20 protein-coding genes and 1 pseudogene are annotated in these 25,158 nt (G+C 72.1%); 15 read left to right on the top strand and 6 right to left on the bottom strand.

Annotated features, from left to right (window positions below; all coding sequences use genetic code 11):
- The 3 genes from VGZ32_RS13180 to VGZ32_RS13190 all read right to left on the bottom strand — a co-directional run.
- The coding region (locus tag VGZ32_RS13180) for an ABC transporter substrate-binding protein (protein ID WP_326886273.1) at positions 1–1,058 on the bottom strand (1,058 nt) is incomplete at its 3' end.
- Positions 1,059–1,157: 99 nt separating this feature from the next.
- Complete coding sequence (locus tag VGZ32_RS13185; protein WP_326886274.1) at positions 1,158–2,033, bottom strand: ABC transporter permease; 876 nt, start codon at positions 2,031–2,033, stop codon at positions 1,158–1,160.
- Positions 2,030–2,890: an ABC transporter ATP-binding protein gene (locus VGZ32_RS13190; RefSeq protein ID WP_326886275.1), complete on the bottom strand. Its 861-nt coding sequence runs from the start codon at positions 2,888–2,890 to the stop codon at positions 2,030–2,032. The genes VGZ32_RS13185 and VGZ32_RS13190 overlap by 4 nt, the downstream gene beginning before the upstream one ends.
- Before the next feature lie 472 nt (positions 2,891–3,362).
- On the opposite strand from VGZ32_RS13190, the gene VGZ32_RS13195 reads away from it, so the two are divergent.
- The 6 genes and pseudogenes from VGZ32_RS13195 (at position 3,363) to egtD (ending at position 10,930) form a co-directional block, all read left to right on the top strand.
- The gene (locus VGZ32_RS13195) at positions 3,363–4,310 is read left to right on the top strand and encodes a hypothetical protein (protein WP_326886276.1); all 948 of its coding nucleotides are present in this window, start codon (positions 3,363–3,365) and stop codon (positions 4,308–4,310) included.
- Positions 4,311–4,475: 165 nt separating this feature from the next.
- A complete protein-coding gene (locus tag VGZ32_RS13200; protein WP_326886277.1) occupies positions 4,476–6,146 on the top strand; it encodes a serine/threonine-protein kinase in 1,671 nt (556 codons plus the stop codon).
- Positions 6,147–6,391: 245 nt separating this feature from the next.
- Positions 6,392–7,696, top strand: coding sequence for an ergothioneine biosynthesis glutamate--cysteine ligase EgtA (gene egtA / locus VGZ32_RS13205; RefSeq protein ID WP_326886278.1), 1,305 nt, complete (start codon positions 6,392–6,394; stop codon positions 7,694–7,696).
- A gap of 67 nt (positions 7,697–7,763) precedes the next feature.
- Complete coding sequence (gene egtB, locus VGZ32_RS13210) at positions 7,764–9,122, top strand: ergothioneine biosynthesis protein EgtB (RefSeq protein WP_349263589.1); 1,359 nt, start codon at positions 7,764–7,766, stop codon at positions 9,120–9,122.
- Positions 9,122–9,775 (top strand): annotated as a pseudogene (gene egtC, locus VGZ32_RS28720) (ergothioneine biosynthesis protein EgtC); the annotation flags it as partial. The gene egtB and the pseudogene egtC, both read left to right, overlap by 1 nt.
- A 141-nt stretch (positions 9,776–9,916) precedes the next feature.
- Complete coding sequence (egtD, locus tag VGZ32_RS28725; RefSeq protein WP_414642537.1) at positions 9,917–10,930, top strand: L-histidine N(alpha)-methyltransferase; 1,014 nt, start codon at positions 9,917–9,919, stop codon at positions 10,928–10,930.
- A gap of 142 nt (positions 10,931–11,072) precedes the next feature.
- Here egtD and VGZ32_RS13220 read toward each other — a convergent pair whose 3' ends face one another.
- Both VGZ32_RS13220 and VGZ32_RS13225 read right to left on the bottom strand, forming a co-directional pair.
- Positions 11,073–12,722, bottom strand: coding sequence for an AMP-binding protein (locus VGZ32_RS13220; protein WP_326886281.1), 1,650 nt, complete (start codon positions 12,720–12,722; stop codon positions 11,073–11,075).
- Positions 12,719–13,138 carry a nuclear transport factor 2 family protein gene (locus VGZ32_RS13225; RefSeq protein ID WP_326886282.1) on the bottom strand — a complete coding sequence of 140 codons (420 nt, stop codon included), beginning with the start codon at positions 13,136–13,138 and terminating at the stop codon, positions 12,719–12,721. The genes VGZ32_RS13220 and VGZ32_RS13225 overlap by 4 nt, the downstream gene beginning before the upstream one ends.
- A 194-nt stretch (positions 13,139–13,332) precedes the next feature.
- Between VGZ32_RS13225 and VGZ32_RS13230 the strand changes: the two genes are divergently transcribed.
- Positions 13,333–16,392 carry an AfsR/SARP family transcriptional regulator gene (locus VGZ32_RS13230; RefSeq protein WP_326886283.1) on the top strand — a complete coding sequence of 1,020 codons (3,060 nt, stop codon included), beginning with the start codon at positions 13,333–13,335 and terminating at the stop codon, positions 16,390–16,392.
- Between the two features lie 36 nt (positions 16,393–16,428).
- Here VGZ32_RS13230 and VGZ32_RS13235 read toward each other — a convergent pair whose 3' ends face one another.
- A complete protein-coding gene (locus VGZ32_RS13235; RefSeq protein ID WP_326886284.1) occupies positions 16,429–16,602 on the bottom strand; it encodes a hypothetical protein in 174 nt (57 codons plus the stop codon).
- A 316-nt stretch (positions 16,603–16,918) separates the two neighbouring features.
- Between VGZ32_RS13235 and VGZ32_RS13240 the strand changes: the two genes are divergently transcribed.
- The 8 genes from VGZ32_RS13240 to VGZ32_RS13275 form a co-directional block, all read left to right on the top strand.
- The gene (locus tag VGZ32_RS13240; RefSeq protein ID WP_326886285.1) at positions 16,919–17,716 is read left to right on the top strand and encodes a crotonase/enoyl-CoA hydratase family protein; all 798 of its coding nucleotides are present in this window, start codon (positions 16,919–16,921) and stop codon (positions 17,714–17,716) included.
- Positions 17,717–17,894: 178 nt separating this feature from the next.
- Complete coding sequence (locus VGZ32_RS13245) at positions 17,895–18,941, top strand: chitinase (protein ID WP_326886286.1); 1,047 nt, start codon at positions 17,895–17,897, stop codon at positions 18,939–18,941.
- A 139-nt stretch (positions 18,942–19,080) separates the two neighbouring features.
- Positions 19,081–20,385, top strand: a complete 1,305-nt coding sequence (locus tag VGZ32_RS13250) for an ROK family transcriptional regulator (protein WP_326886287.1) — start codon at positions 19,081–19,083, stop codon at positions 20,383–20,385.
- A 76-nt stretch (positions 20,386–20,461) separates the two neighbouring features.
- On the top strand, positions 20,462–22,468 hold the full coding sequence (locus tag VGZ32_RS13255; RefSeq protein ID WP_326886288.1) for a DUF2264 domain-containing protein: 2,007 nt from the start codon (positions 20,462–20,464) through the stop codon (positions 22,466–22,468).
- A gap of 87 nt (positions 22,469–22,555) precedes the next feature.
- Positions 22,556–22,903, top strand: coding sequence for an STAS domain-containing protein (locus VGZ32_RS13260; protein ID WP_326886289.1), 348 nt, complete (start codon positions 22,556–22,558; stop codon positions 22,901–22,903).
- A 73-nt stretch (positions 22,904–22,976) separates the two neighbouring features.
- On the top strand, positions 22,977–23,390 hold the full coding sequence (locus tag VGZ32_RS13265; RefSeq protein WP_326886290.1) for an ATP-binding protein: 414 nt from the start codon (positions 22,977–22,979) through the stop codon (positions 23,388–23,390).
- A 309-nt stretch (positions 23,391–23,699) separates the two neighbouring features.
- The gene (locus tag VGZ32_RS13270; RefSeq protein WP_326886291.1) at positions 23,700–24,686 is read left to right on the top strand and encodes an ABC transporter ATP-binding protein; all 987 of its coding nucleotides are present in this window, start codon (positions 23,700–23,702) and stop codon (positions 24,684–24,686) included.
- Positions 24,683–25,158: ABC transporter permease (locus tag VGZ32_RS13275; protein ID WP_326886292.1), on the top strand; the 476-nt coding region annotated here is incomplete at its 3' end. The genes VGZ32_RS13270 and VGZ32_RS13275, both read left to right, overlap by 4 nt.

Genomic DNA, 25,158 nt, shown 5'->3' on the forward strand with positions numbered 1-25,158 from the left:
GTGGTGTAGCCCTCGCTCTTGTTCGCCGCGATCGCGAAGTCGTTCGTGAACGTCGTGCTGAGGTTCACCGACGAGGTCGCCGAGCCGATCAGCTCCTCCATCTTGAGCACCGTCTGCGGGCCGCCGGCCGGCATGATGCCGTCGGACAGGAACTGGCCCTTGTCCTGCGTCAGCGCCGTGATGTAGTCCTGCTTCGAGACCAGGCTGTTCTGCACGTAGGCCTGCGGCAGCTTGTTCGCGACGTCCGCCGCGGTGTGCGTGCTGATCCAGTGCATCGTGTCCACGAGTGCGTCGACCACCTTCTGCACGGTCGCCTTGTTCGCGTTCACCCAGTCGGCACGGGCCAACACGCCCGCCGCGGGCCAGACGCCGCCGAGCGCGGCCTGGGTTCCGGTGGTGGTGGCCAGGTCGACCGCGGAGTAGGCGATGCCCTTCTGCTCCATCGCGGTGACCGTCGGCTGGGTGGTCATGACGCACTGGGCCGAGCCGCCGGTGATCGCGGCGATCGCGGTCGAGCCCGCGCCGACCGCCAGGCGGTGGATGTCCGAGATCTTGACGCCCTTCTGCACGGCCATGAACTTCGTCAGCGAGTCGGTGCCGGAGCCCAGGTCGGTGACGCCGAGGGTCTTGCCGGAGAAGTCGGCGGCCGAGTGCACGCCGCTGTTGGTGGCGCACATCTCCCGCTCGCCGGGCGCGCCGGACAGGTTGACCACGTCCTCGACGGCCTTGCCCTTGACCTGGAACTCGATGGTGTGGTTGTACCAGGCCCCGGCCATGTCCACCTGGCCGGACGCCATCGCGTCCTCGGCGCCCACGCCGCCGTCCACCTCGGTGCTCAACCGGACGTTGACGCCGTATTTCGCGTAGTAGCCCAGCTGCTGGGCCAGCTCGTAGGGCAGGTAGATCTGCTTGTCGATGCCGCCGACCATGAGGGTCACGGTGGGCACGCTGCCTCCGCCTGCACCGGCCGAGGCGTTGTTGTTGCCGCTGGAGCACGCGGCGGCCGCGCCGAACGCAAGCGCGCCCACGATCGACGCTGTGAGGGTCCGCTTGAACATGGCGATGCACGATCCTTTCGAGGGGGTGAGGGTGGACCGAATCAGGGTGAGGGTGGTGGGGCTGACCGGGGTGTGGGACGGGGCTTTGGGGGTGGGGGGCTAGATGGCGACGGCCTCGGAGGGCGCCGGGGGGCGCCAGGACAGCAGCCGCTTTTCCAGCAGGGTGAGCAGGAACTCGGCGACCAGCGTGATCACGGCGATGACGAGCATCCCGGCGAAGACCCCGTCCGGGTCGAGGTTGCCCTGCGCGGTGCGGATGACCAGGCCGACGCCGTGCTCCGCGCCGAGCACCTCGCCGACCAGCGCGCCGACGATGGCGAATCCGAAGGCGGTGTGCAGGCTGGCGATGATCCAGGTCAGCGCGGACGGCAGGGTGACGTGCCGGACGATCTGCAGGCGGGAGGCGCCCAGTACGCGGACGTTGGCCAGGATGTCGCGGTCCACCTCGCGCACCCCCTGGAAGGCGTTGAAGAAGACCACGAAGAACACCAGGACCGCGGCGAGCAGCACCTTGGGCGTCACCCCGATGCCGAACGCGACCACGAAGATCGAGCCGAGCACGATGCGCGGGATGGCGTTGACCACCTTGATGTAGGGGCCCAGCACGTCGGCGAGGAAACGGTTCTGCCCGAGCGTGACGCCGAGCACGATGCCCGCGGCGGCGCCGATGCCGAAGCCGTAGACCGCCTCCTGCAGCGTGGTCTCGATGTCGACCCAGAACGAGCCGAACTCGGTGCCGTGCTGAAACAGGTCGATCGTGGTCTTCCAGATCCCGGACGGCTGCCCATAGAAGAACGGGTCGACGATGCCGACGCTGGTGAACAGCTGCCAGCCGCCGATCACGATCACCGCGAACAGCAGGCGGGCGCTCCAGAGCCACAGGATCCGGCGGCGGCGTGCCCGTTGGGCGACGGTGGTGGCCGACTGGTCCCCGGCGACGGCCGGGCGGGCCGGGGCGCTCGAGAGGGTGCTCATGCGTTGACTCCTGCCGTGCGTGCGTAGGCGCGCTCCACTTCCTCGCGGAGCGAATCCCAGATCTGGTGCTGTATCTCGAGAAAGCGCGCGTCGTAGCGGATCTCCTGCACGGCGCCGCGCGGGCGGGGCAGGTCGACGTCGTAGATCGCCTTGACCGAGCCGGGACCGGACGTCATCACCACGACCCGGTCGGCCAGCGCGACCGCCTCGTCCAGGTCGTGGGTGATGAAGACCACCGCGGGGCGCAGCTGCTCCCACAGGCCCAGCAGCTCGGTCTGCATGATCGCCTTGGTCTGCACGTCCAGCGCGCCGAACGGCTCGTCCATCAGCAGGATCTTCGGCTCGTTGATCAGCGCCGCGGCCATCGCCACCCGCTTGCGCATGCCGCCGGACAGCTGGTGCGGGTAGCGGTCCTCGAAGCCGGCCAGCCCCACCCGCCGCAGCCAGTCCCGGGCGAGGGTGCGCGCCTGCCTCCTGCCCACGCCGCGGAAGACCGGGCCCATCTCGACGTTGCCGAGCACGGTCTTCCACGGCAGCAGGGCATCGGTCTGGAACATGAAGCTGATGCCGTCGGTGACGCCCTTGACCTCGCGGCCGCCGACGCGCACCGAGCCCGCGCTCGGGCGGTCGAGCCCGGCGATCATGCTGAGCGTCGTGGACTTGCCGCAGCCGGTCGGCCCCACGACCGCGCAGAACTGGCCGGGCTCGACGGTGAAGGTGACGTCGGCGAGCGCGGTGAAGGCCTCGCCCTTCGGCGTCAGGAACCGCTTGGTCAGGCCCGAGATCTCGATCCGGGCGTCCGCCCGGCCGAGCAGGCCGGCTGGCGGCGTCTCGGCGACGTCGTGTCGCGTGACCATGTCTACCGCTCCTCTTCGAGTCGGGTCCTCAGTGGTGACAGACGCTAGGCGTGACGCGCAGTGACGTCGCTGTTTCGCGCGCAACTCGCGTTTTTCGCGTAATGCCTGGTTGTGTTCGTTCTGTTCGTCCGGCCCGTGTCGCGCGCGGTGACGCGGAGTGAGGGGCGGGGCGCGCCCGTTGCAAACGGTTTCGCCGGCGGTAGCGTCGCAGTGGGCTGAAATCGCTGGTCGAACGGGACAGATAGCACCGTGGGTACGAGCGGCGCAAGCAGGCAAACCCTCGGATAATCCGGCCCGGACCCTCGTGCTGAATCAGGACTCTCCGCACATATGGTCGAGCCCTGTCGGCGCCGCTACATTCCTCTTCGTCCGGCCCCCTGAGCCATGGCGCGTCGGGCGCGCCGGACGTTCTTCACGGGCGGGGCAGGCGCTCGGGCGGCTGCCGGTCCGACTCATCGCGGGAAGAAGAGACATGCGGATAACCCATACCCACAGAGCACTGACAAGCCTCGCAGCGGCCGGCGCACTGGCCGCCGCGACCATGGTCGTCGCCGGTTCCGCGCACGCCGCGCCGGGCCACTACGGAGTCAAGCCGATCCATCCCCCGGCGGTCGCGGGCCAGGCGGCGCACCATGCCGCCACCGGCGCCGACACCCTGTCGCTGACGACCAGCGACAAGAACGGAGCCGTGTCCCCGACGCCGAAGGTCTACCTGGTGTTCTGGGGCAAGCAGTGGGGCACCAAGGACCCGGCCGGGGTCGCGAATGACATGCAGGGCCTGTTCAAGGGCCTGTTCGGCAGCCAGGACACCTGGGGCACCATCCTCACCCAATACTGCGAGGGTCTGAAGGCCGGCACCACGAACTGTGGCAGCGCCGGCACGCACGTGGTGCACCCGGCCAGCAGTCCGCTGGCCGGGGTCTGGTTCGACAACGCGGCCAACGAGCCGGCGAATCCGACGGCCGCGCAGATCGGCTCGGAGGCGGTCAAGGCCGCCGGGCACTTCGGCAACAAGACCCAGTCGCCGAACTACACCGCGCAGTACGTCGTCGTGTCGGCGACCGGCACCCACCCGGACGGCTTCCCGAACAGCGGGTTCTGCGCCTGGCACGACTCGACCTCGTCCAAATACGGCCGCGTCGCCTACACGAACCTGCCGTACGTGCCGGACATGGGCGCCGGGGCGTGCACCACGTTCACCGACGGCCGGCTGCTGTCCGGCATCGAGTCCACCGAGACCCACGAGTACGCCGAGACCGTCACCGACTTCTTCCCGACCGACGGCTGGAACAACAGCGCGAACGGTGAGATCGGCGACGAGTGCATCAACCTCGACGCCTACGTCAAGCTGACCACCGGCACCTATGACCTGCAGGGCCTGTGGTCCAACGCCGCCAATAACTGCGTCACCCACGGCTGATTCGTCCAAAACCCGCCCGCGCCGTCGGACCGATCGCTGCTCGGCCCGGCGGCGCGGGCACATGTCTGAGCGAAATCACCCGGGCGGTCACGCGCTGTTGTTATAGTCGAAGAGGTCTTGAACACTCCGCGGCTGGCGAGGTTGCGCGTGCACGCTCCGCCCAATGTGTTCGAACCCTTACGCGAAGGGGATCCCGAGAGGCTCGGCGGCTATCGGCCGCGGGCGCGCCTCGGCTCGGGCGGTATGGGCGAGGTCTTCCTCGCGTTCAACGACTCTGTGTCCAGCGACCCGGCGCGTCCGGTCGCGGTGAAGGTGGTACGCCGCGAGTTCGCCGACGATCCGCATTTCAGGGCCCGTTTCACGCACGAGATCCGCGCCGCGCGCCGGGTCGGCGGCCCCCGCGTCGCCCCGCTCCTGGACGCCGACCCCGACGCGGCCCTGCCGTGGCTCGCGACCGCCTACATCCCCGGGCCCACGCTCGCCGACGCGGTGCACCTCTACGGCCCGTTGCCGGTCGCGAGCGTGATCGTGCTGTTCTCCGCGATCGCGCAGGCGCTCGAGACCATCCACGCCGCCGGGATCGTGCACCGCGACCTGAAGCCGGCGAACGTCGTCCTCGGCGCCGACGGCCTGCGGGTGATCGACTTCGGCATCGCGCGCGCCGCGGACGCCACCGCGCTGACGCTGACCGGCAGGTTGCTCGGCTCGCCGCAGTACGTGGCCCCGGAGCAGGTCCTCGGCGAGCCCCCGACACCGCCCGGCGACGTGTTCGCGCTCGGCGCGCTCGCGCACTTCGCGGCCACCGGGCGAGCCGCGTTCGGGGAGGGCCCGGAGGTCGGCGTCGTCTACCGTGTCGTGCACGCGCCGCCGGACCTTGCGGGCTGCCCCACGCAGCTGCGCGCACTGATCGGCCGCTGCCTGGCCAAGGATCCGGCCGACCGCCCGACCACGGCCGAGATCGCCGAGCTGTGCCAACCCGACGAAGCGCCGCGCAGCGCCGCCGACTGGCTGCCCCCGGCCGTGGTTTTCGCGATCGACGCCTACGCCGAGGCGCTCGCCGAGATAGCTGCCGATGAAGAGGCCGGCCCCCGGGACCAGCGTGCCGGACGACAAGCCGACGCGCCGCGAGCCGTCGAGCCGGAAGTCGACCTGCCGGAGCTCTCCGACGCGGTCGCGCCCAAATCGCCCGGCTCCCGTCGGCCGCGGACGCGCCGGATCTTCCTCGGCCTCGCCGCGGCCCTGACACTGGCGGGCGCCGGCGCCGGTATCGCCCTCGGGATCACGTCCGCCAACCCGACGGGGACCATCGGCGTACTCCAGGCCGACTCCGGCCACACGCCCTCTCAGAGCGCTAACACCTACCCCGAGCGCCCCCCGCCACCGCCCCCGCCACCCGGCGAGGGCGGCGGAGGCCCCCCGGGACAACCGCCGCCTCCACCGCCGCCACCGGCCACGCCCACTTCCGTCATCTGGACCGGCACCTTCCGCATCACCGACGCAGGGGTCTGGCTCGACAGCCAGCCGCCCGCCCCCGCCACCGGCGGCGCCCACGGCGACGTGCGCGAAGCCGCCCCCGCGCCGACCGCCGAGCTGTCCAGCGGCGACCCGAGCATCACGAACCTCGCCCTGTGGACCGGGTCCGGAACCCCGACCGGTACGCAGTGCGTGCAGCTCGCCTTCGCCCAGGGGGTGTCGGAGCTGCACGCGAAGACCGGCGACATCGTCTGCGCGCTGACCGCCCAACGACACGTGGCTGTGCTGCGAATCGACGCGTTCCCGTCCGACGACTCCGGCGTCACCGCCACTGGGACACTCTGGGGCGGTGCCCCGGGCTGAGCAACGGCGCGTGCCATGGGTGCCGCGTCGCCGTGCGCTCTCCTGGCCGATTATTCGCCCCTGGTTTCCCAAGCGCTCGCCCGGACAGTCACCTTACGGCCGCCTTACGGCGGAACTGTTTGGGATCCGCTGGCGTTTCCCCGATTGGTAAATTGTCCGGACGGGGAAGTAGGCCGAAGTGGACATGATCGCGGTCATGTGCGCCTGCCAGGCGGGATTGTCAGTGGGGTCGGACAATCTAAGAGATGCCCACCACCCTTCTCGGACGCTATGGGGAGGACGCCTTGGAAGATGATCTTCGGGAGGCGGACGCCGAGGCACACGTGCACGGCGTCTGCTTCAAGACCGGCCCGCCGGCGCGCACCGGCGTGGAACTGGAATGGCTCGTCCACGACCGCGCCGACCCCCGCACGCCGGTCGCCCCGCAGCGCCTCGACGAGGCTCTCGCGGTCCTCAGCGCGACGCCGAGTTTGCCCCGCGGCGGCGCGCTGACCCGTGAACCGGGCGGCCAGGTCGAGCTGAGCTCGGCCCCGGCGGACACGCTCGCCGACTGTGTGGCGGACGTCGACGCCGACCTGGCGGTGCTGCGCCAGGCCCTGGCTTCGCGAGGCCTGGCGCTGGCCGGTCACGGCCTGGAACCGCTGCACGAACCGCGGCGGGTGCTCGACCACCCGCGCTATCGCGCCATGGAGGCGCACTTCGACCGCGTCGGCCCGTGGGGACGGGTCATGATGCGCAGCACGGCCGCCCTGCAGGTCAGCCTCGACGCCGGCGACGACTCGCGCGGCGCCTCCGGCTACCGCCGCCGCTGGGAGCTGGCCCACCGGCTCGGCCCGGTCCTGGTCGCCGCCTTCGCCAACTCCCCGATCCGCCGCGGCCTCCCGACCGGCTGGCTCTCCACCCGGCAGGCCGTCTGGTCCCGCATGGAACCCGACCGCACCCGGCCGCCCCGGCACGACCAGGACCCGCGCGCCGCCTGGGCCCGCTACGCCCTCGACGCGCAGGTGCTGTGCCTGCGCCGCCCCGCGCCCGCGGACTGGACCGCGCCGCGCGGCCTGACCTTCCGCGGCTGGCTGCGCGGCGGGCACCCGGACCTGCGCCGGCCCACCCTCGACGACCTGGACTACCACCTGACCACCCTGTTCCCGCCGATCCGCCCGCGCGGCTGGCTGGAACTGCGGATGATCGACGCCCAGCCGGGCGAGGGCTGGCAGGTCGCCACCGCGCTGACCGCGGCGCTACTGGACGACCCGGCCGCCGCCGACGCCGCGTACGAGGCCACCGAGCCGCTGTGCGCCGGAGGTTCCCCGGTGCCGCGCCACAACCTCTGGACCCGCGCCGCCCGCTTCGGCCCCGCCGACCCGGACGTCGGCAAGGCCGCGCGGGCCTGCTTCGCGGCCGCCGAAACCGCGCTCGGCCGGATGCGCGCGCCCGCGCCGCTGCGCCAGGCGGCCGGCCGTTTCATCGAGCGCTACCCGGAGCGGGGCCGATGTCCCGCCCACGACCGGCTCGACGCGCTGCGCGACGGCGCGCCCGAGGCACCCGAGTGAAGGAAGGCCCATCGTGATAAGCAAGCCCACGCCGCCGACCGAGGAGCTCGCCGCCGCCCCGCACAGGCTGGTGTCCGGCACCCTCGAGGAGCGCGCCCGCGCCGCGCTGGAGGCCTCCCGCCGCCGCACCCTCGCGCTGACCGACTGCGTCGACGACGCCGACCTGCGCGCCCAGCACTCCCCGCTGATGTCCCCGCTGGTCTGGGACCTGGCCCACATCGGCAACCAGGAGGAGATCTGGCTGGTCCGCGAGGCGGGCGGACGCCCGGGCCTGCGGCCCGATCTGGACTCGATATACGACGCATTCCAGCATCCGCGCGCCGACCGCCCCGCCCTGCCGCTGCTCACGCCCGACCAGGCGCGCGCCTATATCGCGCAGGTCCGTGAACAGGCCTTCGACGTGCTGGCAGACGCGGCGCCTAAGGCTGTGGCCGAGAACGGCGCAGCACGGCAGGGAGCCCAGACGCGCCGCGCCGAGCTGCTGGAGAACGCGTTCGTCTTCGGCATGATCGCTCAACACGAGCAGCAGCACGACGAGACCATGCTCGCCACCCACCAGCTGCGCCAGGGGCCACCGGTCCTCGACGCGCCCGAGCCCCCGCCCGCCGCCGTCGATCCCGCATACCTGCCGCGCGAGATCCTCATTCCAGGCGGCCCGTTCTCCATGGGCACCTCCGCCGAACCCTGGGCGCTGGACAACGAGCGGCCCGCCCACCTGGTGGAGGTGCCCGCGTTCTGGCTGGACACCTTCCCGGTCACCAACGCCGCCTATCAGCAGTTCGTCGAGGACGGCGGCTACCGCGACGCGCGCTGGTGGACCGACGACGGCTGGGAGCACGTCCAGCAGGCCGGCCTCGAGGCCCCGCTGTTCTGGCAGCGCGACGGCCGGGGCTGGCTGCGGCGCCGGTTCGGCGTTGTCGAACCGATCCCGCCGCAGCAGCCGGTGATGCACGTGTGCTGGTACGAGGCCGACGCTTACGCGCGCTGGGCCGGGCGGCGGCTGCCGACCGAGGCCGAGTGGGAGAAGGCCGGCCGCTTCGATCCGGACGCCGGGCGCTCGCGCCGCTACCCCTGGGGAGACGCCGACCCTGAACCACGCCACGCGAACCTCGGGCAGCGCCACCTGCAACCCGCTCCCATAGGCGCCTATCCCGACGGAGCCTCGCCGCTGGGCGTGCACCAGCTGATCGGCGACGTGTGGGAGTGGACCGCCAGCGACTTCCTGCCCTACCCGGAGTTCGCCGCGTTCCCCTACAAGGAGTACTCCGAGGTCTTCTTCGGCCCCGCGTACAAGGTGCTGCGCGGCGGCGCCTTCGGCGTGGACCCGGTCGCCTGCCGGGGCACCTTCCGCAACTGGGACTATCCGATCCGCCGCCAGATCTTCAGCGGCTTCCGCACCGCCCGCGGCGTCGAAGGAGTCTGGTGATGTGCCGCCACCTGGCCTACCTCGGCCACCCGGTGACCCTGGCCGAGGTACTGACCGAGCCCTCGCACAGCCTGTATCAGCAGTCGTGGGCGCCGCGCATGCAGCGCCACGGCACGGTGAACGCCGACGGCTTCGGCGTCGGCTGGTATCCGCCGCAGGGGGAGCCGGCCCGGTACCGGCGCAGCGTCCCGATCTGGACCGACCCGAACCTGCCGGAACTGGCCCGCACGATCCGCAGCGGCGCGATCTTGGCCGCAGTGCGCTCGGCGACGGCGGGCACCAGCCACGACGAGTCCGCCGCCGCCCCCTACCGCGACGGCCGCTGGCTGTTCAGCCACAACGGCGCGCTGCGGGACTGGCGTCGACTGCCCGAGGACGTGGACCTGGGCCTCGGCGCCGCCGACCTGCTCGCCCTGGAGTCCTCCTGCGATTCGGCCCTGCTGTGGGCGGCTATCAGCGCACGGCTGCGCCGGGGTGAAGAGGCGCGTGACGCGCTGACGGCGGTGATCCGGCAGATCGCGCAGGTCCGTCCGGATGCCCGGCTGAATCTGCTGCTCACCGACGGGCGAACGATCATCGCCACCCGCTACGGCGACACCCTGTGGTACCGCCAGGCGCCGGGTCGGCTACTCGTCGCCTCAGAGCCCGGCGACGACAGCGGCGCCTGGCGCGAGGTCCCCGAGCACACACTGATCCACGGCGACCCCGGCGGGATCCATTTCGCAGCCCTCGAGCCCGCGCCCGTCAGCGACAAGGGGAGCGCAGCGGCCTCGCCGGACGCTGCGGCGGAGCAGATCCGCCCGGCAGAGCGGGGTTCGCGGCACTCGCCGCGCTTCACCCTCGAGCGCCGCCTGCCCGCCGACTACTTCGCCGTGTCGCTGCGCGCCGACGTGCTGCGCGGCCTGGCCGCCCCGCCCCGCTGGCTGCCGCCCAAGTGGTTCTACGACGCGGCGGGCAGCGAGCTGTTCGAGCAGATCACCCTGCTGCCCGAGTATTACCCGACCCGCGCGGAGCAGGAGATCCTCACCGACCGCGCCGCCCAGATCGCCGCCGACACCCGGGCGCGCACCCTGGTCGAACTCGGCGCGGGCTCGTCGCGCAAGACCCGGCTGCTGCTCGACGCGCTCACCGACATCGGCACCCTGGAGCAGTACGCGCCGCTCGACGTCAGCGCCTCAGCGCTGACCGAAGCCGGGGACGCGCTGTGCCGCGACTACCCGGCGCTGCGGGTCGCGGCCACGGTCACCGACTTCGAGACCGAATTCGCCCTGCCGCACGACGCGGGCCCGCGCCTGATCGCGTTCCTCGGCGGCACGATCGGCAACCTCGACGCCGAGCAGCGCCGCCGCTTCTTCGCGGGGCTGCGCGCGGCCCTGGCCGACGGCGACGCCTTCCTGCTCGGCGCGGACCTGGTGAAGGACCGCGACGTGCTCGTGCGCGCCTACGACGACAGCCAGGGAGTGACCGCGGCCTTCAACAAGAACGTGCTGTACGTGCTCAACCGCGAGCTCGGCGCCGACTTCGACCCCGACGCGTTCGACCACCGCGCCGTGTGGAACGCGGACGACGAGCAGATCGAGATGTGGCTGCGCTCGCGCACCGCGCAGACCGTCAAGATCCGCGCGCTGGACCTGACCGTCGAGTTCGACCGCGACGAGGAGATGCGCACCGAGATCTCGGTGAAGTTCCGGCGCGAGGCGCTGATCGCCGAGCTCGCCCGCGCCGGCTTCGCGCTGCGGGAATGGTGGACCGACGCCGCCGGGCGCTTCGCCCTGCTGCTCGCCGTGCCGACGAACGCCGGGTCCTGACGAACACCGGGTCCTGGCGGCCACTGGGCTCTGACAAACGCCGTCCCGATAAACACCGGTCCTGACATAGCCGGCAACAGATGCGGCGCCGGGTATCCCCGGCGCCGCACCCGTTCCCCTCCTACCCGCATCAGCACGGGGCTCAGGGCCCGAGCGAGCGGCGTAGGCTCAGCGGCCGGATATCGGCCCACAGTTCGTCGATCTCAGCGATGCACTCCTCGCGCGTCTGGGGCTTGCTGACGGTGCGCCACCCGGCGGGCACGTCCCACTCACCGGGCCAGATCGCGCACTGCTCCTCGTGGTTCACCACGACGGCGGACTGCGCGAACGCGTCCGGCCTGGCGTCGAGGGCGGGCTTCGGCAGTTCGGGCACGACCGTGACGGACGCGGGGATCATGTGGTCGGGCAGCAGCCGGGCGAGCTGGGCGCGCAGCCGGTCTGGATCGGGCGGGGCGGCGGCGGCCGTCGTGACGTATGCGGCGAGCTCTGGCTCGCCGTTCGACACGCGCGCGACCACCGCGGCCTGTTTCACCTCGGCGAGCTGATGCAGCGCGTGCGCGACATCGCCCGGCTCGACCCGATAGCCGCGGATCTTGACCTGGTCGTCCACCCGGCCGGTGAGATGCAGGCCGCCCCCGGGGTCGAGGTATCCGAGGTCTCCCGTGCGGTACATCCGGCTGCCCGCCTCGCCGAACGGGTCGGGCACGAACCGCTCGGCGGTCAGGCCCGGCTGCCGGGCGTAGCCGTGGGCGAGGCCGGCACCGAAGGCCCAGAGTTCGCCGATCTGCCCCGCGGCCGCCGGCTGCAGCTTTTCATCGAGCACGCGGATGCCTTTGCGGGCGATCGGAACACCGATGGGAATGTGCGCCGGTATGAGGTTTCGACCGGTGACCTGACGCGCCGCGGTGAGCCCGAAGCTCTCCAGGGGACCGTAGGTGCTCACCAGCCGCAGTCCGCGGCGTCCGCCCAGCTGACGGGCCGTGACCCAGGCCGAGGCGTCCTCCGCGTCGAAGAACATCGCCTCGGCGCCGGCGATCGCCCCGGCGACCCCGGCCGCGGAGCCGGCCAGTCCCGCGGCCAGGTGGAGCCTGGTGACGCGGTGCGCCGCGACCAGCCCGGCCACGGTCAGCGCGTCGACCTGCTGGTCCGGATACAGGACGCAGGTGCCCCCGGATGCCAGCGCGGCGAACAGTTCCAGACCGAACGCTTCCGACGAGACCGGCGACCACTGGAGCCACACCTGCCGCCCGCCAGGAGCCGCGTACTCGCGTGCTGCGTATGTGGCGGTCAGGGCGCGGTGCGGCACCACGACGCCGTGAGGTCGGCCGCTGGCGCCCGAGGTGAAAATGACGCACGCCACCGCGTCCGGACACACCGTGACGCGCGGATCGCCGACCGGGCGCGTATCCGCCAGCGCCCGGGTGGTCAGGTCCTGGTCCATCAGCAGGCTGGCACCGCTGTCGGCGAGCAGCACGTGCTGCCGGACGGCGGGCAGCCGAGCGTCGACCAGCGTGTACCCCGCCCCGGCCTTCAGCACCGCGAGAATCGCCGCCATCAGGTCGAAGCCGCGCGGCAGCGCGATCGCCACGATCGCGCCGGCCAGCAGGCCGTGCGCGGTCAGATAGCGGGCGATCCGGTTCGCCGCGCCGTTGAGCTCGGCGTAGCTGATCCGCCGCACCCCGCCGATCAGGGCGGTGGCGTCCGGGGTGGCGGCCACCCAGCGTTCGAACATGGTGTGCACGCGGGCGTCGAGATCCGGCTCGAACCCGCCCGGCCGCGCCGCTCCCTTCATCGCGGCGGTGCGAAGTAGAACCTGCGGCAGCTGAGCAGCATGCCCTCGTCCGACAGCGTGAAGAAGTCGGCGAACTCGACGTCCGGGCCGCCCCGGCGCGCGCCGGCCGCGCCGCGCTCCTCGCCGACCCGGATGAACCGGCCCATGACCGCGACGCAGTCGCCGTTGGCGACCATCTTGTAGATGTGGTGGCGCACCGTCGGCTCGGCGATCTCGCTGTGCAGCCGCAGCACCTCGGCGCGGCCGAAGCCCTGCGGCGCGTCCGGCCGGGTCACCTGCACGTCGTCGTCGAGCAGGGAGCCGAAGCCGTCGATGTCGCCGCTGTCAAGGTACTGGTAGGAAAGGCGCACGTGGTCGAGTCCCGCGGCCGTCATCGCCGCGCTGGTCGGAATCCTGCGCTGGTCGTGGACGCTCATCGCGCGAAACACCCTTCCTGGTGACGGCGCCGACCGGCCGGCGAGCGTTGCGGCCGGTCTTACAGCACTCTCGGACAGCGCCGCAACCAGCGGCTATCCCGCGGCTATCACGCCTCTGGCACATGGACAAGTGACGCGCTGTGGGCGAAACTGACGTGCTGGAGTCATCGGATCGATCGGGCGGGAGGGGGAGTATGACCGAGGCGGCGACCGCGGTGACCGGTGCTTCGGCCGCACCCGCGTTTCGCGTGCTCGGTCCCCTCGACGTCGCCGGTCCGGCCGGTCAGGTGCGCATCCCCGCCGGCCGTCAGCAGATCATCCTCGCCGCGCTGCTGCTGGAGGCGAACCGGGTGGTCGGCACCGACCACCTGGTCGACCTGATCTGGGACGAGGACCCGCCCGACACCGCGCGCACCCAGATACAGATCTGCGTCTCCCGGCTGCGCAAGACGCTGTCCGGCGCGGGCGTCGACGCCCCGATCATGACCACCCCGCCGGGCTATCTCCTGCAGACCCCTGACGACGCGGTCGACCTGCACCTGTTCAACCGCCAGCTCGCGCGCTCCCGCGTGCTGGTGAAGGAGGGCCGCACCGCCGAGGCCGCGGAGCTGCTGCGGCGCGCGGCGGATCTCTGGCGCGGCCCGAGCCTGAACGGCCTGCCCAGCGAGACCCTGCGCGCCAAGGGCCTGCGCCTGGACGAGGAACGGCTCACCGCCGTCGAGACCTACATCCAGCTCGAACTCGGCCTGGGCCGCCACCACCTGCTGGTCGGCGAGCTGGGCCGGCTGGTGGACGAGCAGCCGCTGCGCGAACGGCTGCGCGGCCAGCTCATGCTCGCGCTCTACCGCTCCGGCCGCCAGGCCGAGGCGCTCGACACCTACCGCACCAACCGCGCCGTGCTCGTCGAGGAACTGGGCCTGGAACCCGGCGAATCGCTGCGGCTGCTGGAAACGGCGATCCTGTCCAGCGATCCGGCGCTGAACCTCGACGCCGCCGCGCGCGAGCACAGCCACGACCCGGCCGACGGCTCGCCGCACGCACACGCACTCGCACCCAGTCCCGAGGCCGCACCCGACCGCGCCTTTCGGCAGGAAAGGCCGCATCAGCTCCCTGCGGACACCGCGGACTTCGTGGACAACCCCGACCTGGTGCGCACCGTCGAGGACGTCCTGACCGGCGGGGACGCGCGCGGCGCGGTGGGCGTCGTGATGATCGTCGGGCGGCCCGGCGTCGGCAAGAGCACGACGGCCACGCACATCGCGCACCGGCTCGCCGAGGAGCACTTCCCCGACGGCCAGCTGTACTGCGATCTGCGCGGCACGGGAGCGCAGCCGGTCGCCGCACACGACGTGCTCGGCCGCTTCCTGCGCGCGTTCGGCATCCCCGGACCGGTGATCCCCGACTCCGTCGACGAGCGCGCCGAGATGTACCGCAGCCTGCTGGCAACCCGCCGGGTGCTGGTCGTGCTCGACGACGCGGCCGCCGAGAGCCAGATCAGGCCCCTGCTGCCGGGCAGCGCCAGCTGCGCGGTGATGGTCACCAGCCGCACCCGGCTGACCGGGCTGCCCGGCGCCGCCCGCGTCGAACTCGACGTGCTCGACCGCGGCCGGGCCCTGGAACTGCTCGCCCGCGTCGTCGGGCGCGACCGGGTGGACCTCGAGCGGGAGTCGGCCGACGCGCTGATCCGCACCGTCGGCGGCCTGCCGCTGGCGCTGCGCATCGTCGCGGCGCGGCTGGCCGCCCGGCCGCACTGGTCGCTGGCCTCGATGGTGCACCGGCTGGCCAACGAGCGGCACCGGCTCGACGAACTCGCGCACGGCGAGATGACCATGCGCGCCACCCTCTCGCTGACGCACGACGGCCTGGCCGAGGGCGACCGGCTGCTGCTGCGGCTGCTGAGCCTCGCGCAGGGTCCCTCGCTGCCGGGCTGGCTGGCCGGGGCGCTGCTCGACGACCACCGCCCGCGCCCCTCGGACCTGCTCGAACCCCTCGTCGACGTGCAGATGCTCGACGTGGCCTCGGTGGAGACCACCGGGGAGTTCCGCTACCGCTTCCACGAGATCGTCCGGCTGTTCGCCCGCGAACAGCTCGCCGCGGCCGAGGACGAGGCCGCAGACACGGCCGCCGTCGCGCGGATGACCGGCGGCTGGCTCGCGCTCGCGGAGCAGGCGCACCGGCGGATCTACGGCGGCGACTACACCGTGCTGCACGGCCCGGCCGCGCGCTGGCTGCCGCCCGAGGACTATGTACGGGATCTGCTGGTCGACCCGCTGGACTGGATGGACCGGGAGCAGGCGAACCTCTGCATCGCGGTGGAACAGGCGGCGCAGGCAGGGCTCGACGAGGTGTCCTGGGACCTGGCCACGACCCTGGTGACCCTGTTCGAGGCGCGCGGCTACCTCGAGCAGTGGGAGAGCACCCACCAGGTCGCGCTCGACGCGACGCGACGCGCCGGCAACACGCGCGGCACCGCGGCGCTGCTGGCCTCGCTGGGCACGCTCTACATCAGCCGCAGCCAGCCTGAGAAGTCGCGGCGCGCGCTCGAAACCGCGCTGGAGTCGTTCCAGGCCCTGGAGGATCTGCACGGCCAGGCGATGTGCCGCCGCGACCTAGCGCTGCTGGAGCGGCAGCGCGGCCAGGACGAGCGGGCGCGGACGCTCTACGAGCGCGCCATCCTCGAATTCGACCTGGTCGGTGACGTGGTGGGCAAGGCCAGCGCGCTGACGCAGTGCTCGCACATCTGGATGCGGCGCGGCCAGGTCGTCACCGCCCGGGCCCGCCTGGACGAGGCCCTGGAGATCTACCGCGCCGTCGGCTACCTCGGCGGCCAGGCACGCGCGCTGCGGCGGGTCGGCCAGGTGCTCCAGCAGCGCGGCGAGCACGAGGAGGCCCGGCGCACGCTCACCGGCGTGCTGGAGATGGTGCGCGCGGGCGGCGACGTGATCGGCGAGGGCCACCTGCTGCGCAACCTCGGCGAGGTCACCGCCGACCAGGGCCGCTACGAACAGGCCAGGGAGTTCTTCGACCGCGCGCTGGCGGTCCGCGAGCAGATCATGGACCACGGCGGCGCCGCGATCGTGCGCCTGGACCTGGCGCGCCTGCTGGCCGAGCAGCAGGACGGCGCCGGGGCCGAGGAACAGCTGCGCCAGGCGATCACGGTGTTCCGCCAGCGCGAGATGTTCCGGGAGTTGCAGGAAGCTGAGCATCTTCTGGACGCGACGGCCCGGACGGTCAGGGCCGTGTCGCCCGCGTGACGGGCGCGCGAGCCCGAATCCCGGGCGACGGCGAGGTCAGTCCCAGGGGTCGTTCGCCGGGCTGGCGGACAGGACGGTCGTGGCGGCCGCGGTGACCCGAGCCGGCGCCGGCGCGTGCTGCCCGAAGTGCGCGATCTGGGCGCCGGCAAGAAGGGCGCCGCCGAGCGCGGCGGTGGCGGCGGTGATGCCGAGGGTCTTCGTGGCGCGCATTGTGCTTCCCTTCCTCGATATCGCGATCTGCGACGCCATCAAGCTAGGAAGGCTTGGAATCCCGGCATTATCTCGGCGTTTATCCCTCCGCTATCTCCACCGGAACGGTGGCCGCGACCCGCTATCCCGGCCCCGGACGCACAGGCGGTGCCCTGGTGGTTGCTTACAGTGGGCTGACATCGCAGCGGCGCGTCCGCAGGAAAATCCCGTCGGTAATTGCGCGCTCTCACGCCGTGCGGAATTGCCGGTGTAAGGCGCGAGAATGGCTGCCGGATCACAGCGTGTTCGGAGGAGCAGGGGGTTGGAAGGAGAAGGCATGAGTGTTCGAATCGAGCGCCGGGGCCCGGTGACCACAGTGCTGCTGCACCGCCCCGAGGTGCGCAACGCCGTCGACCCGGCCACAGCGGACCTGCTGCGGCAAGCCTTCGCGGACTTCGACGCCGACCCGGACGCAGCGGTCGCCGTGCTGCACGGCGAAGGCGGAACCTTCTGCGCCGGCTTCGACCTGAAGGCGCTGGCCGAGGGTGGGACGCCAAAGGAACTGGACGACTTCGGCCCGGGACCGATGGGCCCGACGCGCATGCAGCTGACCAAGCCGGTGATCGCGTCGGTCAGCGGATACGCCGTCGCCGGAGGGCTCGAACTCGCCCTGTGGTGCGACCTGCGCGTAGCGGAGCCGGACGCGACCTTCGGAGTGTTCTGCCGCCGCTGGGGCGTGCCGCTGATCGACGGGGGCACAGTGCGCCTGCCACGCCTGATCGGCCAGAGCCGGGCGCTCGACCTGATCCTCACCGGCCGACCCGTCGCGGCGGCGGAGGCACTCGACATGGGCCTGATCAACCGGATCTCCCCGCCGGGCCGCTGCCGCGAGACCGCGGAAGAACTCGCCGCGGACATCGCCCGCTGGCCCCAACGCTGCCTGCGCTCCGACCGCGCGTCCGCGCTGGCCCAGGCCGGCCTCGACGAGACGGACGCTCTGCGCCACGAACACGCGGCAGGCCGCGACGTCATCGCCGACCCCGGCTTCCCGGACGGCGTGCGCCGGTTCACGTCCGGGGCAGGGCGGCACGGCTCCTTTGCCGACGACGCCGATTCCCCGGACGCAGCCCGCTGATTCACTCTGCCCGCTGATTCACCCCGCACGTCGGCCGCCGTGGATCTTCATCCGGCCCCACGCTCCACCGGATCCGGCCGCCGACTCCGCTCCCCAAGCCTTGACGCACCACCCAGGCCGCCCTATCGTCGCGACGACGTTAGGCAACTTTCCTAATAAATGATCCGAGGGGGATGCGATGATCCGGATTCGGTGGGCAGGCGCGGCATTGACGGCGTGCGTGCTCGTCGCGGCGGGAGGCGCGGCGTATGCCTCCGGCTCGGACCACGACCACGACCATGCGCGCGCACTGCCCGAGCACATCTTCGCCCCCTACTTCGAGGGCTACACGACCGACGATCCGGCCGTGCTCTCGGCCGCGTCCGGGTCGAAGTACCTGACGCTGGCGTTCATCCAGACGCCGGCGCCCGGGTCGTGCGACATCGACTGGAACGGAAACGCCGCAACCCCGATCGCCTGGTCCACCTACGGCGCCGCGATCGCCACCATGCGCGCCGCGGGCGGCGACGTCATCCCCTCCTTCGGCGGCTACAGCGCCGACCACGGCGGCCAGGAGATCGCCGACAGCTGCACCGACGTCAACAAGATCGCCGCCGACTACGAGCAGGTCATCACCACCTACGACGTGACCCGGCTCGACTTCGACGTCGAAGACTTCTCCCAGGGCAACCAGGTCGGCATCGACCGGCGCAACGAGGCGATCCACCTGGTCGAGCAGTGGGCCGACCGGCACCACCGGATCGTCCAGTTCGTCTACACGATCGGCACCAACCTCACCGGCCTCGACGTGCCGCAAGGCGTCAGCGTCCTGCAAAGCGCCGTTGCCCACGACGCCCGCGTCGACATCGTCAACATCATGACGTTCGACTACTATGATGGCCTGCCGCACGAGATGGGCACCGACACGGTCACCGCCGCGAAAGCCGTCATCGCGCAGCTGCGCGGGGTCTACCCGCACAAGAGCGACGAAGAGCTCTGGCACATGCTCGGCATCACCGAGATGGTCGGCATCGACGACTTCGGGCCCCCGGAGATCTTCACCACCGCCGACGCGACGACGGTCGAGCAGTGGGCCAAGTCGACCGGGATCGCCGAGCTCTCCTTCTGGGCGCTCGAGCGCGACAACGGCGGCTGCGTCGGCACCGCGGGCAGCGACAGCTGCTCCGGGATCGCGCAGAGCACGTGGCAGTTCAGCCACACGTTCGAGCCGTTCACCCGGCGCTGAGCCTGGTCGGCGCCGCCGCCGGCCGATCGAGTGGCCGCGATCGTCCAGTCTGACCTGCCGCGACGAACGCCCGCACCGCCGCACCCGCGTTATCATGCGCCCGTCGGCGAGCTCCACCGGGCGACGGAGAGAGACGGTCATGGCGAAGCGGACGGCGCGCGACATCCGCCGGAACCACCGGCAGGAGGTGCTGCGCCAGGTGATCGCCGCTTCTCCGGTCTCCCGCCGCGAGCTGGCGCGGGCCACCGGGCTGAGCGTGGCGACGGTCGCCAACCTGGTCGGCGAGCTGCAGGAGCGCGGGATGCTCGCCGAGGTCGGCTTCGAGGACTCGGCCGGCGGGCGGCCGCGCGGCCTGCTGGCCGTCAAGGCCGACGGCGGCGCGCTGATCGGCGTGGACGTCGCGGAGGCCTACGTCCACGCCGAACTGTTCGACCTCGAACTCACCGTCAAAGCCCGCAACGAGCGGAAGCTCGCACCCGGCGAGACCCGGCCGCAGGACATCGCGCAGCACGTCGCGGCCGGGGTGCGGGCGGTCCTGCGCGAGGCCCGGATCGCTTCTTCCCGTGTGCTCGGCGTCGGGGTGAGCGTTCCGGGCCAGGTCGAACGCGTGAGCGGCCGCTCGGTTTCCGCGCCGAACTGGGGCTGGCGCGACGTACCCCTGCGCGACCTGCTGCTCGAACAGCTCGACTTCCCGCTCTACCTCGACAACCCGCTCAAGGCGTACGCCGTCGCCGAGCTCTGGTTCGGCGCGGCGCGCGGGTGCGACGACGCCGTCATGGTGGTCCTCGGCACCGGCGTCGGCGCGGGCATCGCGGTGGGCGGCGCGCTCTACCGCGGCGCGACCAACGGCGCGGGGGAGTGGGGGCACACGACCCTCGTCATCGACGGGCGGCCCTGCCACTGCGGGGCGCGCGGCTGCCTCGAGGCGTACGTCGGCGCGCCCGGCATCGTCCAGACGATGCGGGAGATCGAACCGGACAGCCCGATGATCCTGGCGGATCAGGCCTCTTCCCTCGACGCTCTCGCGCGCGGCCTGGCCGTCGGTGACGCTGTCGCCGCCGAGACGCTGCGGCGCACCGCGCACCATCTGGGCGCCGGGGTCGGCAACCTGATCAACCTGCTGAATCCGCAGATCGTCGTGCTCGGCGGCTGGGCGGCCGCGAGCCTCGGCCCGGCCCTGCTCGACGCGGTCCGCGACGGCGCTCGGGAGCACGCGCTCGCCCATCTGCTCGCGGGCACCGAGATCGTGCCGTCCCCGATCGTGAGCAACCCGGTCAGCCTCGGCGCCGCCACACTCGCCCTCGAAGGCGCACTCGATCACCCCGCCGCGGCCGCCGCGCCCGGTTCGCCGGCGCGGCCGTCACCGCCGAACGAGCCGAGCGAACCGCGACCGCACGGCCGGCGCATCCTGGCGACGACTTCGTCTAACTCATTGACGAAGTAGCCGACGCGGGGATACGTTCCCGATCTTAAGGCTCGATCTTTCGGCCACGAGGAACGCGAGGGGGCGCAAACCAGCCGTGGACGCCGAACCGAACCGCGCCGCGTCGACGCGTGAGCAGTGGGAGCAGCAGGCCGACCGGATGCTCGCCGCGGTGCGCCCGTACGCCGCGCCCGGCAAGGGCCTGATCCACCTGCCCGGCCCGGAGAGCCGCTCGGGGCGGTGGAGCGACGGGCTGGAGGGGTTCGCCCGCACGTTCCTGCTGGCCGGATTCCGGCTGTCCGCGGCCGAACCCGGCAGCGACCCGAACCTCGAGCGGCTGGCCGCCTGGTACGCGGCCGGACTCGAGACCGGCGCCGACCCGGACTCCACCGGCCGCTGGCCGACCCTCGCCGAGGTGGGGCAGGCGAAGGTGGAGTGCGCCTCGATCGCGCTGGCGCTGCACGAGTCGCGCCGCTGGATCTGGGACACCCTGAGCCCGCGGGCCCGGGTCAACCTCGTCACCTGGATGAGCGGCATGCTCGGCACCCCGGTGCCGGACAACAACTGGGTCTGGTTCCGGGCGGTGACCGAGGCATTCTTGCGCTCGGTCGGCGGCCCGTGGAGCAAGGACGACATCGAATACGCCCAGGCGCGCACCGAGGACTGGTACGCGGGGGAGGGCTGGTACTCCGACGGCGAACCCGCCCCCGGCGAGCTGCGCAACTTCGACTACTACAACGGCTGGGCGCTGCACTTCTACCCGCTGTGGTACTGCCGCATCTCCGGCCCCGACGCCGAACCGGGCGTGCTGGACCGCTATCGCGCCCGGCTGCGCCGCTACCTCGACGACGCCCGCCACCTCGTCGGCGCGGACGGCGCTCCGCTGATGCAGGGCAGGTCCCTGACATACCGGTTCGCGATGCTCGCGCCGTTCTGGGCCGGGGCGGTGTTCGACGCGACCGTGCTGCCGCCCGGGCAGACCCGCCGGCTCGCGAACAGCGTGCTGCGCTACTTCGTCCGCTCCGGCGCCTTCGACGAGCGCGGGCTGCTGCCGATCGGCTGGCACGGCCCGTTCGAGGCGATGCGCGAGGACTACTCCGGCAGCGGTTCGCCCTACTGGGCCAGCAAGGGCTTCGCCGGGCTCGTACTCCCGCCGGATCATCCGGCCTGGACGGCGGCGGAGGAGCCGCTGCCGATCGAGCGCGGCGACTTCACCCGCACCCTGCGCCGCGCGGCCTGGATCGTCTCGGGCACGAAGTCGGACGGCGTCGTGCGGGTCGCGCAGCACGGCGCGGACCACAGCCCGACCAGCCGCCTGGTGCTCGATGAACCGGTCTATGCGCGCCACGGCTACAGCACCCACGCCGCGCCCGAGTACCGCGCGCACTACCCGCTCGACTCGCACATCGCGCTGATCGCCCCGGACGGCCGCGCGTCCCACCGCAGGCCGGCCCGCCCGATGTACCTCGGCGACGGCGTGGCCGTCTCCCGCCACCGGGTGCACTGGTGGCGCGGCCAGGGCCCGCTGCCGAACTACGGGCGCGGCGCCCCCGGGGAAGCAGAGTTCGACCTGGGCCCCTGGCTGACCACGGCGTCCGCGGTGCACGGCCCGCTCGAGGTGCGCCTGGCCCGCATCGACCCATGGCCCGAAGACCCGGTACCCGGCCACCCGCACGCCCCGGACGCCGCGACCGCCGCGTCATCAGGCCCCTGGCGCCTGCGGTTCGGCGGCTGGGCCCTGGCCGGCCGCGAGACGCTCAAGCCCCGGTACTCCTCCCACTGCTGCTGGGCCATGCGCGAACACGACGCGCTGGCCAGCACCATCGCCGGGCTGCGCGGGAACCTGGAGCCCGGCTGGACCGGGTCGCGCGATTCCAACCCGCTCGGCCCCAACAGCCTGATTCCCTGGCTCGCCACGGCGGGCGACGCGAGGGTCGGCGAGGTGTACGCGGTGCTGGTGGTGCTCTCCGGCAGCGTCGCTGGGCCGACGTCTGTGCACGGGATCATGGTCGAGGCGCACCCCGACGGGTCCGTGTCGGTGTCATGGCCGGACCGCCAGCAGACCAACGTGCCGCTTCGCGCGCCGCGGTACCCCGTGACGTGACTCGGTCGTTCGGCCCGATTCCCTGCTGAGTCTGGCTAACATGGTCGCGAAATCAGCAGGCGGGGTCGAACAGGAGGACAAGGGGCCATGGCCACGGCGCGACCCTTCGATATTCGCGTCGAGTCGGACAGGAGCGACGGGGCGGCTGTCGTGCACGTCGCGGGAGACATCGACCTGGCCACTTCAGACCGGCTGCGCGAGGTGCTGCTCCCCCTGGTCGGACGGGGCACGGTCGTCGTGGACGCCGCCCAGATCACGTTCTGCGACTCGGCCGGCCTGAGGGTGATCCTGCTGGCCAACCACGAGGCGCGGGACCGGCATACGGTCTTCCGGCTGGTGGCGCCGTCCGAGCCGTTGACCCGGGTGCTGGAGCTGGCCGGGGCGCTGCCGCTGGTGGATGTGTTCCCGGACGCCGGGTCCGCGTTGCAAGGCTGAGCGAGCGGGTACCCGCGAACGCGCAGCTACGGAGAAGCGACGCTGGGGCGCGGAACATGGAACAGTGGGCGCGATGAGCGACAGCGGGACGCGGCGTGAGCGGCACGCGCTGGACGGCAGTGCGGGCAGCATCGCCGAAGCGCGCGAGCACGCACGCCTCTTCCTCGCAGAATGTGTCCCGGCTCTCAGCGCGACTCAGTCGCGGGACGCGCTGTTGGCGGTCAGCGAACTGGCGACCAACGCGGTGCGCCACGCCCCGGGCCCCTATGAGCTCACGTTGGGCGACGACGGAGCGGCGGTGACGATCGCGGTCACCGACTCCCACCGCGAGACCCCGGCTGCCCGGCCGCGGGACCTCGACGGCGGCGGCGGTTTGGGCATCCATGTGCTCACCGCCCTGGCCGGCCGGGTCGAGACCACGGTGGGGCAGAGCGGCAAAACGGTCAAGGTGACGCTGCACCGGGCGGGGCGGAACGCGCGGACATGAGCCGGCGCGGCGAGGCTGCCGCGCGAATGTCCGCAGAGATCCGTGCGGCGGCCGGGTGTTCACTCATGCGGCACCGAGCCGCAACGCTCGCCCGGCGCCGACGGGCAGACATTCAGCACTCGAACAATGCTGATGAGGTCGCTGTGTGTCGTGGCACGGCGGTGTGACTGGCAGTCGACGGCTCCGCGGTGCAGACTCTCGTCGGCGCGTGCCGCGAGGGTGCGCGCGGGGAGGGGAGTGTCGATGGCGCAAACGGAGCAATCGGACCAGCCCAGCGATTCGGGTCCCGGAGATTTGAGCCCCGGAGATTTGAGCCCCGAAGATTTGAACCCCGGCGATGTGGGCCCGGGCAGCGAGGTCGCAGTGCTCGTACGCGGTCTGACGAAGTCGTACGGGAACGTGCACGCGGTCAGGGGGATCGACCTGACGATCGCGCGCGGGGAGGTGTTCGCGCTGCTCGGCCCGAACGGCGCGGGCAAGACCACCACCGTGGAGATCCTCGAGGGCTACCGTCACCGCGACGGCGGCCAGGTCGAGGTCTTGGGTTTCGACCCCGGGCGGCAGCGGTCGCGGCTCAAGCAGCAGACCGGCATCGTGCTGCAGTCCACCGGCGTCGACAGCTACCTGACCGTCTCCGAGACGGTCGCCATGTACGCGGGCTACTACCCGCATCCGCGTCCCGTCGAGGAAGTGCTCGAACTGGTCGGGCTCACCGAGAAGCGCTCCAGCCGGGTGTCCCGGCTCTCCGGCGGCCAACAGCGGCGGCTGGACGTGGCCGTCGCGCTGGCCGGCGATCCGGAACTGCTCTTCCTGGACGAGCCGACCACCGGCTTCGACCCTTCCGCACGGCGCGAGGCGTGGCAGGTGGTCGAGAATCTCGCCGCGCTGGGCAAGACGGTGCTGCTCACCACCCACTACATGGACGAGGCCGAGCATCTGGCGAACCGGGTCGCGGTGATCGCCGGAGGCCGGATCGTCGCGGAGGGCACCCCGGCGACGCTCGCCGGGCGCGACACGGCCCGCGTCGTCGTGAGCTACCGGCTGCCGGACGGGGTGTCAGCTCCGCCGGAGTTCGGCGGTCCGACCGGGCCGGAGGGGCGCATCGAGTTCATGCCCGACGACCTGACCGCCGCGCTGCACCGCCTGACCGGGTGGGCGCTGGACCACGGCGTGTCGCTCGACGCGCTGCGCATTTCCCGTCCTTCACTCGAGGACGTCTACCTGCAGCTGACCGACAGCGCGAGCGGCGCGCAGCCGGCCGAGGCCTCGTCGAAGTCGAAGGGGAAGCGGCGATGAACTACACGCGACTGACCTTGCTTCAGCTGCGGTACGTGAACAAGGCGTTCTGGCGCAACCCGGCCGCGGCGTTCTTCACCTTCGCGTTCCCGCTGATGTTCCTGGTCATCTTCACCGCGCTGCTCGGCCACGGCGAGGTGCGCCTCGGCGGCCGGTCCATCCACCAGTCCACGTACTACGTCGCCGCGATGGGCTCCTTCGCGGTGATCACCTCGACCTACACCTACATCGCGATGAGCCTGGCGTTCCAGCGCGACACCGGCGTGCTCAAGCGCACCAACGGCACCCCGCTGCCCGCCGCGGTCTACTTCGCCGCCCGGGTGCTGCACGCCCTGCTGGTGTCGATCCTGCTGGTCGTGATCACCGTGACGTTCGGCAAGCTCGTCTACCAGGCCGAGATCCCGTCGGGGGCGGCGCTCGGCCGCTTCGTGGCGATGCTCGCCGTCGGCGCGGCGGCGTTCAGCGCCCTGGG

The sequence above is a fragment of the Actinocrinis sp. genome (assembly GCF_035938995.1).
Classification (GTDB): Bacteria; Actinomycetota; Actinomycetes; order Streptomycetales; family Catenulisporaceae; genus DASZGI01.

Bases quoted from the DNA above. Each gene is read 5' to 3' on its own strand.
- VGZ32_RS13185 (WP_326886274.1), bottom strand. From the start codon at position 2,033: ATGAGCACCCTCTCGAGCGCCCCGGCCCGCCCGGCCGTCGCCGGGGAC.
- VGZ32_RS13190 (WP_326886275.1), bottom strand. From the start codon at position 2,890: ATGGTCACGCGACACGACGTCGCCGAGACGCCGCCAGCCGGCCTGCTC.
- VGZ32_RS13195 (WP_326886276.1), top strand. From the start codon at position 3,363: ATGCGGATAACCCATACCCACAGAGCACTGACAAGCCTCGCAGCGGCC.
- egtA (WP_326886278.1), top strand. From the start codon at position 6,392: ATGCCCACCACCCTTCTCGGACGCTATGGGGAGGACGCCTTGGAAGAT.
- VGZ32_RS13220 (WP_326886281.1), bottom strand. From the start codon at position 12,722: ATGAAGGGAGCGGCGCGGCCGGGCGGGTTCGAGCCGGATCTCGACGCC.
- VGZ32_RS13225 (WP_326886282.1), bottom strand. From the start codon at position 13,138: ATGAGCGTCCACGACCAGCGCAGGATTCCGACCAGCGCGGCGATGACG.
- VGZ32_RS13230 (WP_326886283.1), top strand. From the start codon at position 13,333: ATGACCGAGGCGGCGACCGCGGTGACCGGTGCTTCGGCCGCACCCGCG.
- VGZ32_RS13235 (WP_326886284.1), bottom strand. From the start codon at position 16,602: ATGCGCGCCACGAAGACCCTCGGCATCACCGCCGCCACCGCCGCGCTC.
- VGZ32_RS13240 (WP_326886285.1), top strand. From the start codon at position 16,919: ATGAGTGTTCGAATCGAGCGCCGGGGCCCGGTGACCACAGTGCTGCTG.
- VGZ32_RS13245 (WP_326886286.1), top strand. From the start codon at position 17,895: ATGATCCGGATTCGGTGGGCAGGCGCGGCATTGACGGCGTGCGTGCTC.
- VGZ32_RS13250 (WP_326886287.1), top strand. From the start codon at position 19,081: ATGGCGAAGCGGACGGCGCGCGACATCCGCCGGAACCACCGGCAGGAG.
- VGZ32_RS13260 (WP_326886289.1), top strand. From the start codon at position 22,556: ATGGCCACGGCGCGACCCTTCGATATTCGCGTCGAGTCGGACAGGAGC.
- VGZ32_RS13265 (WP_326886290.1), top strand. From the start codon at position 22,977: ATGAGCGACAGCGGGACGCGGCGTGAGCGGCACGCGCTGGACGGCAGT.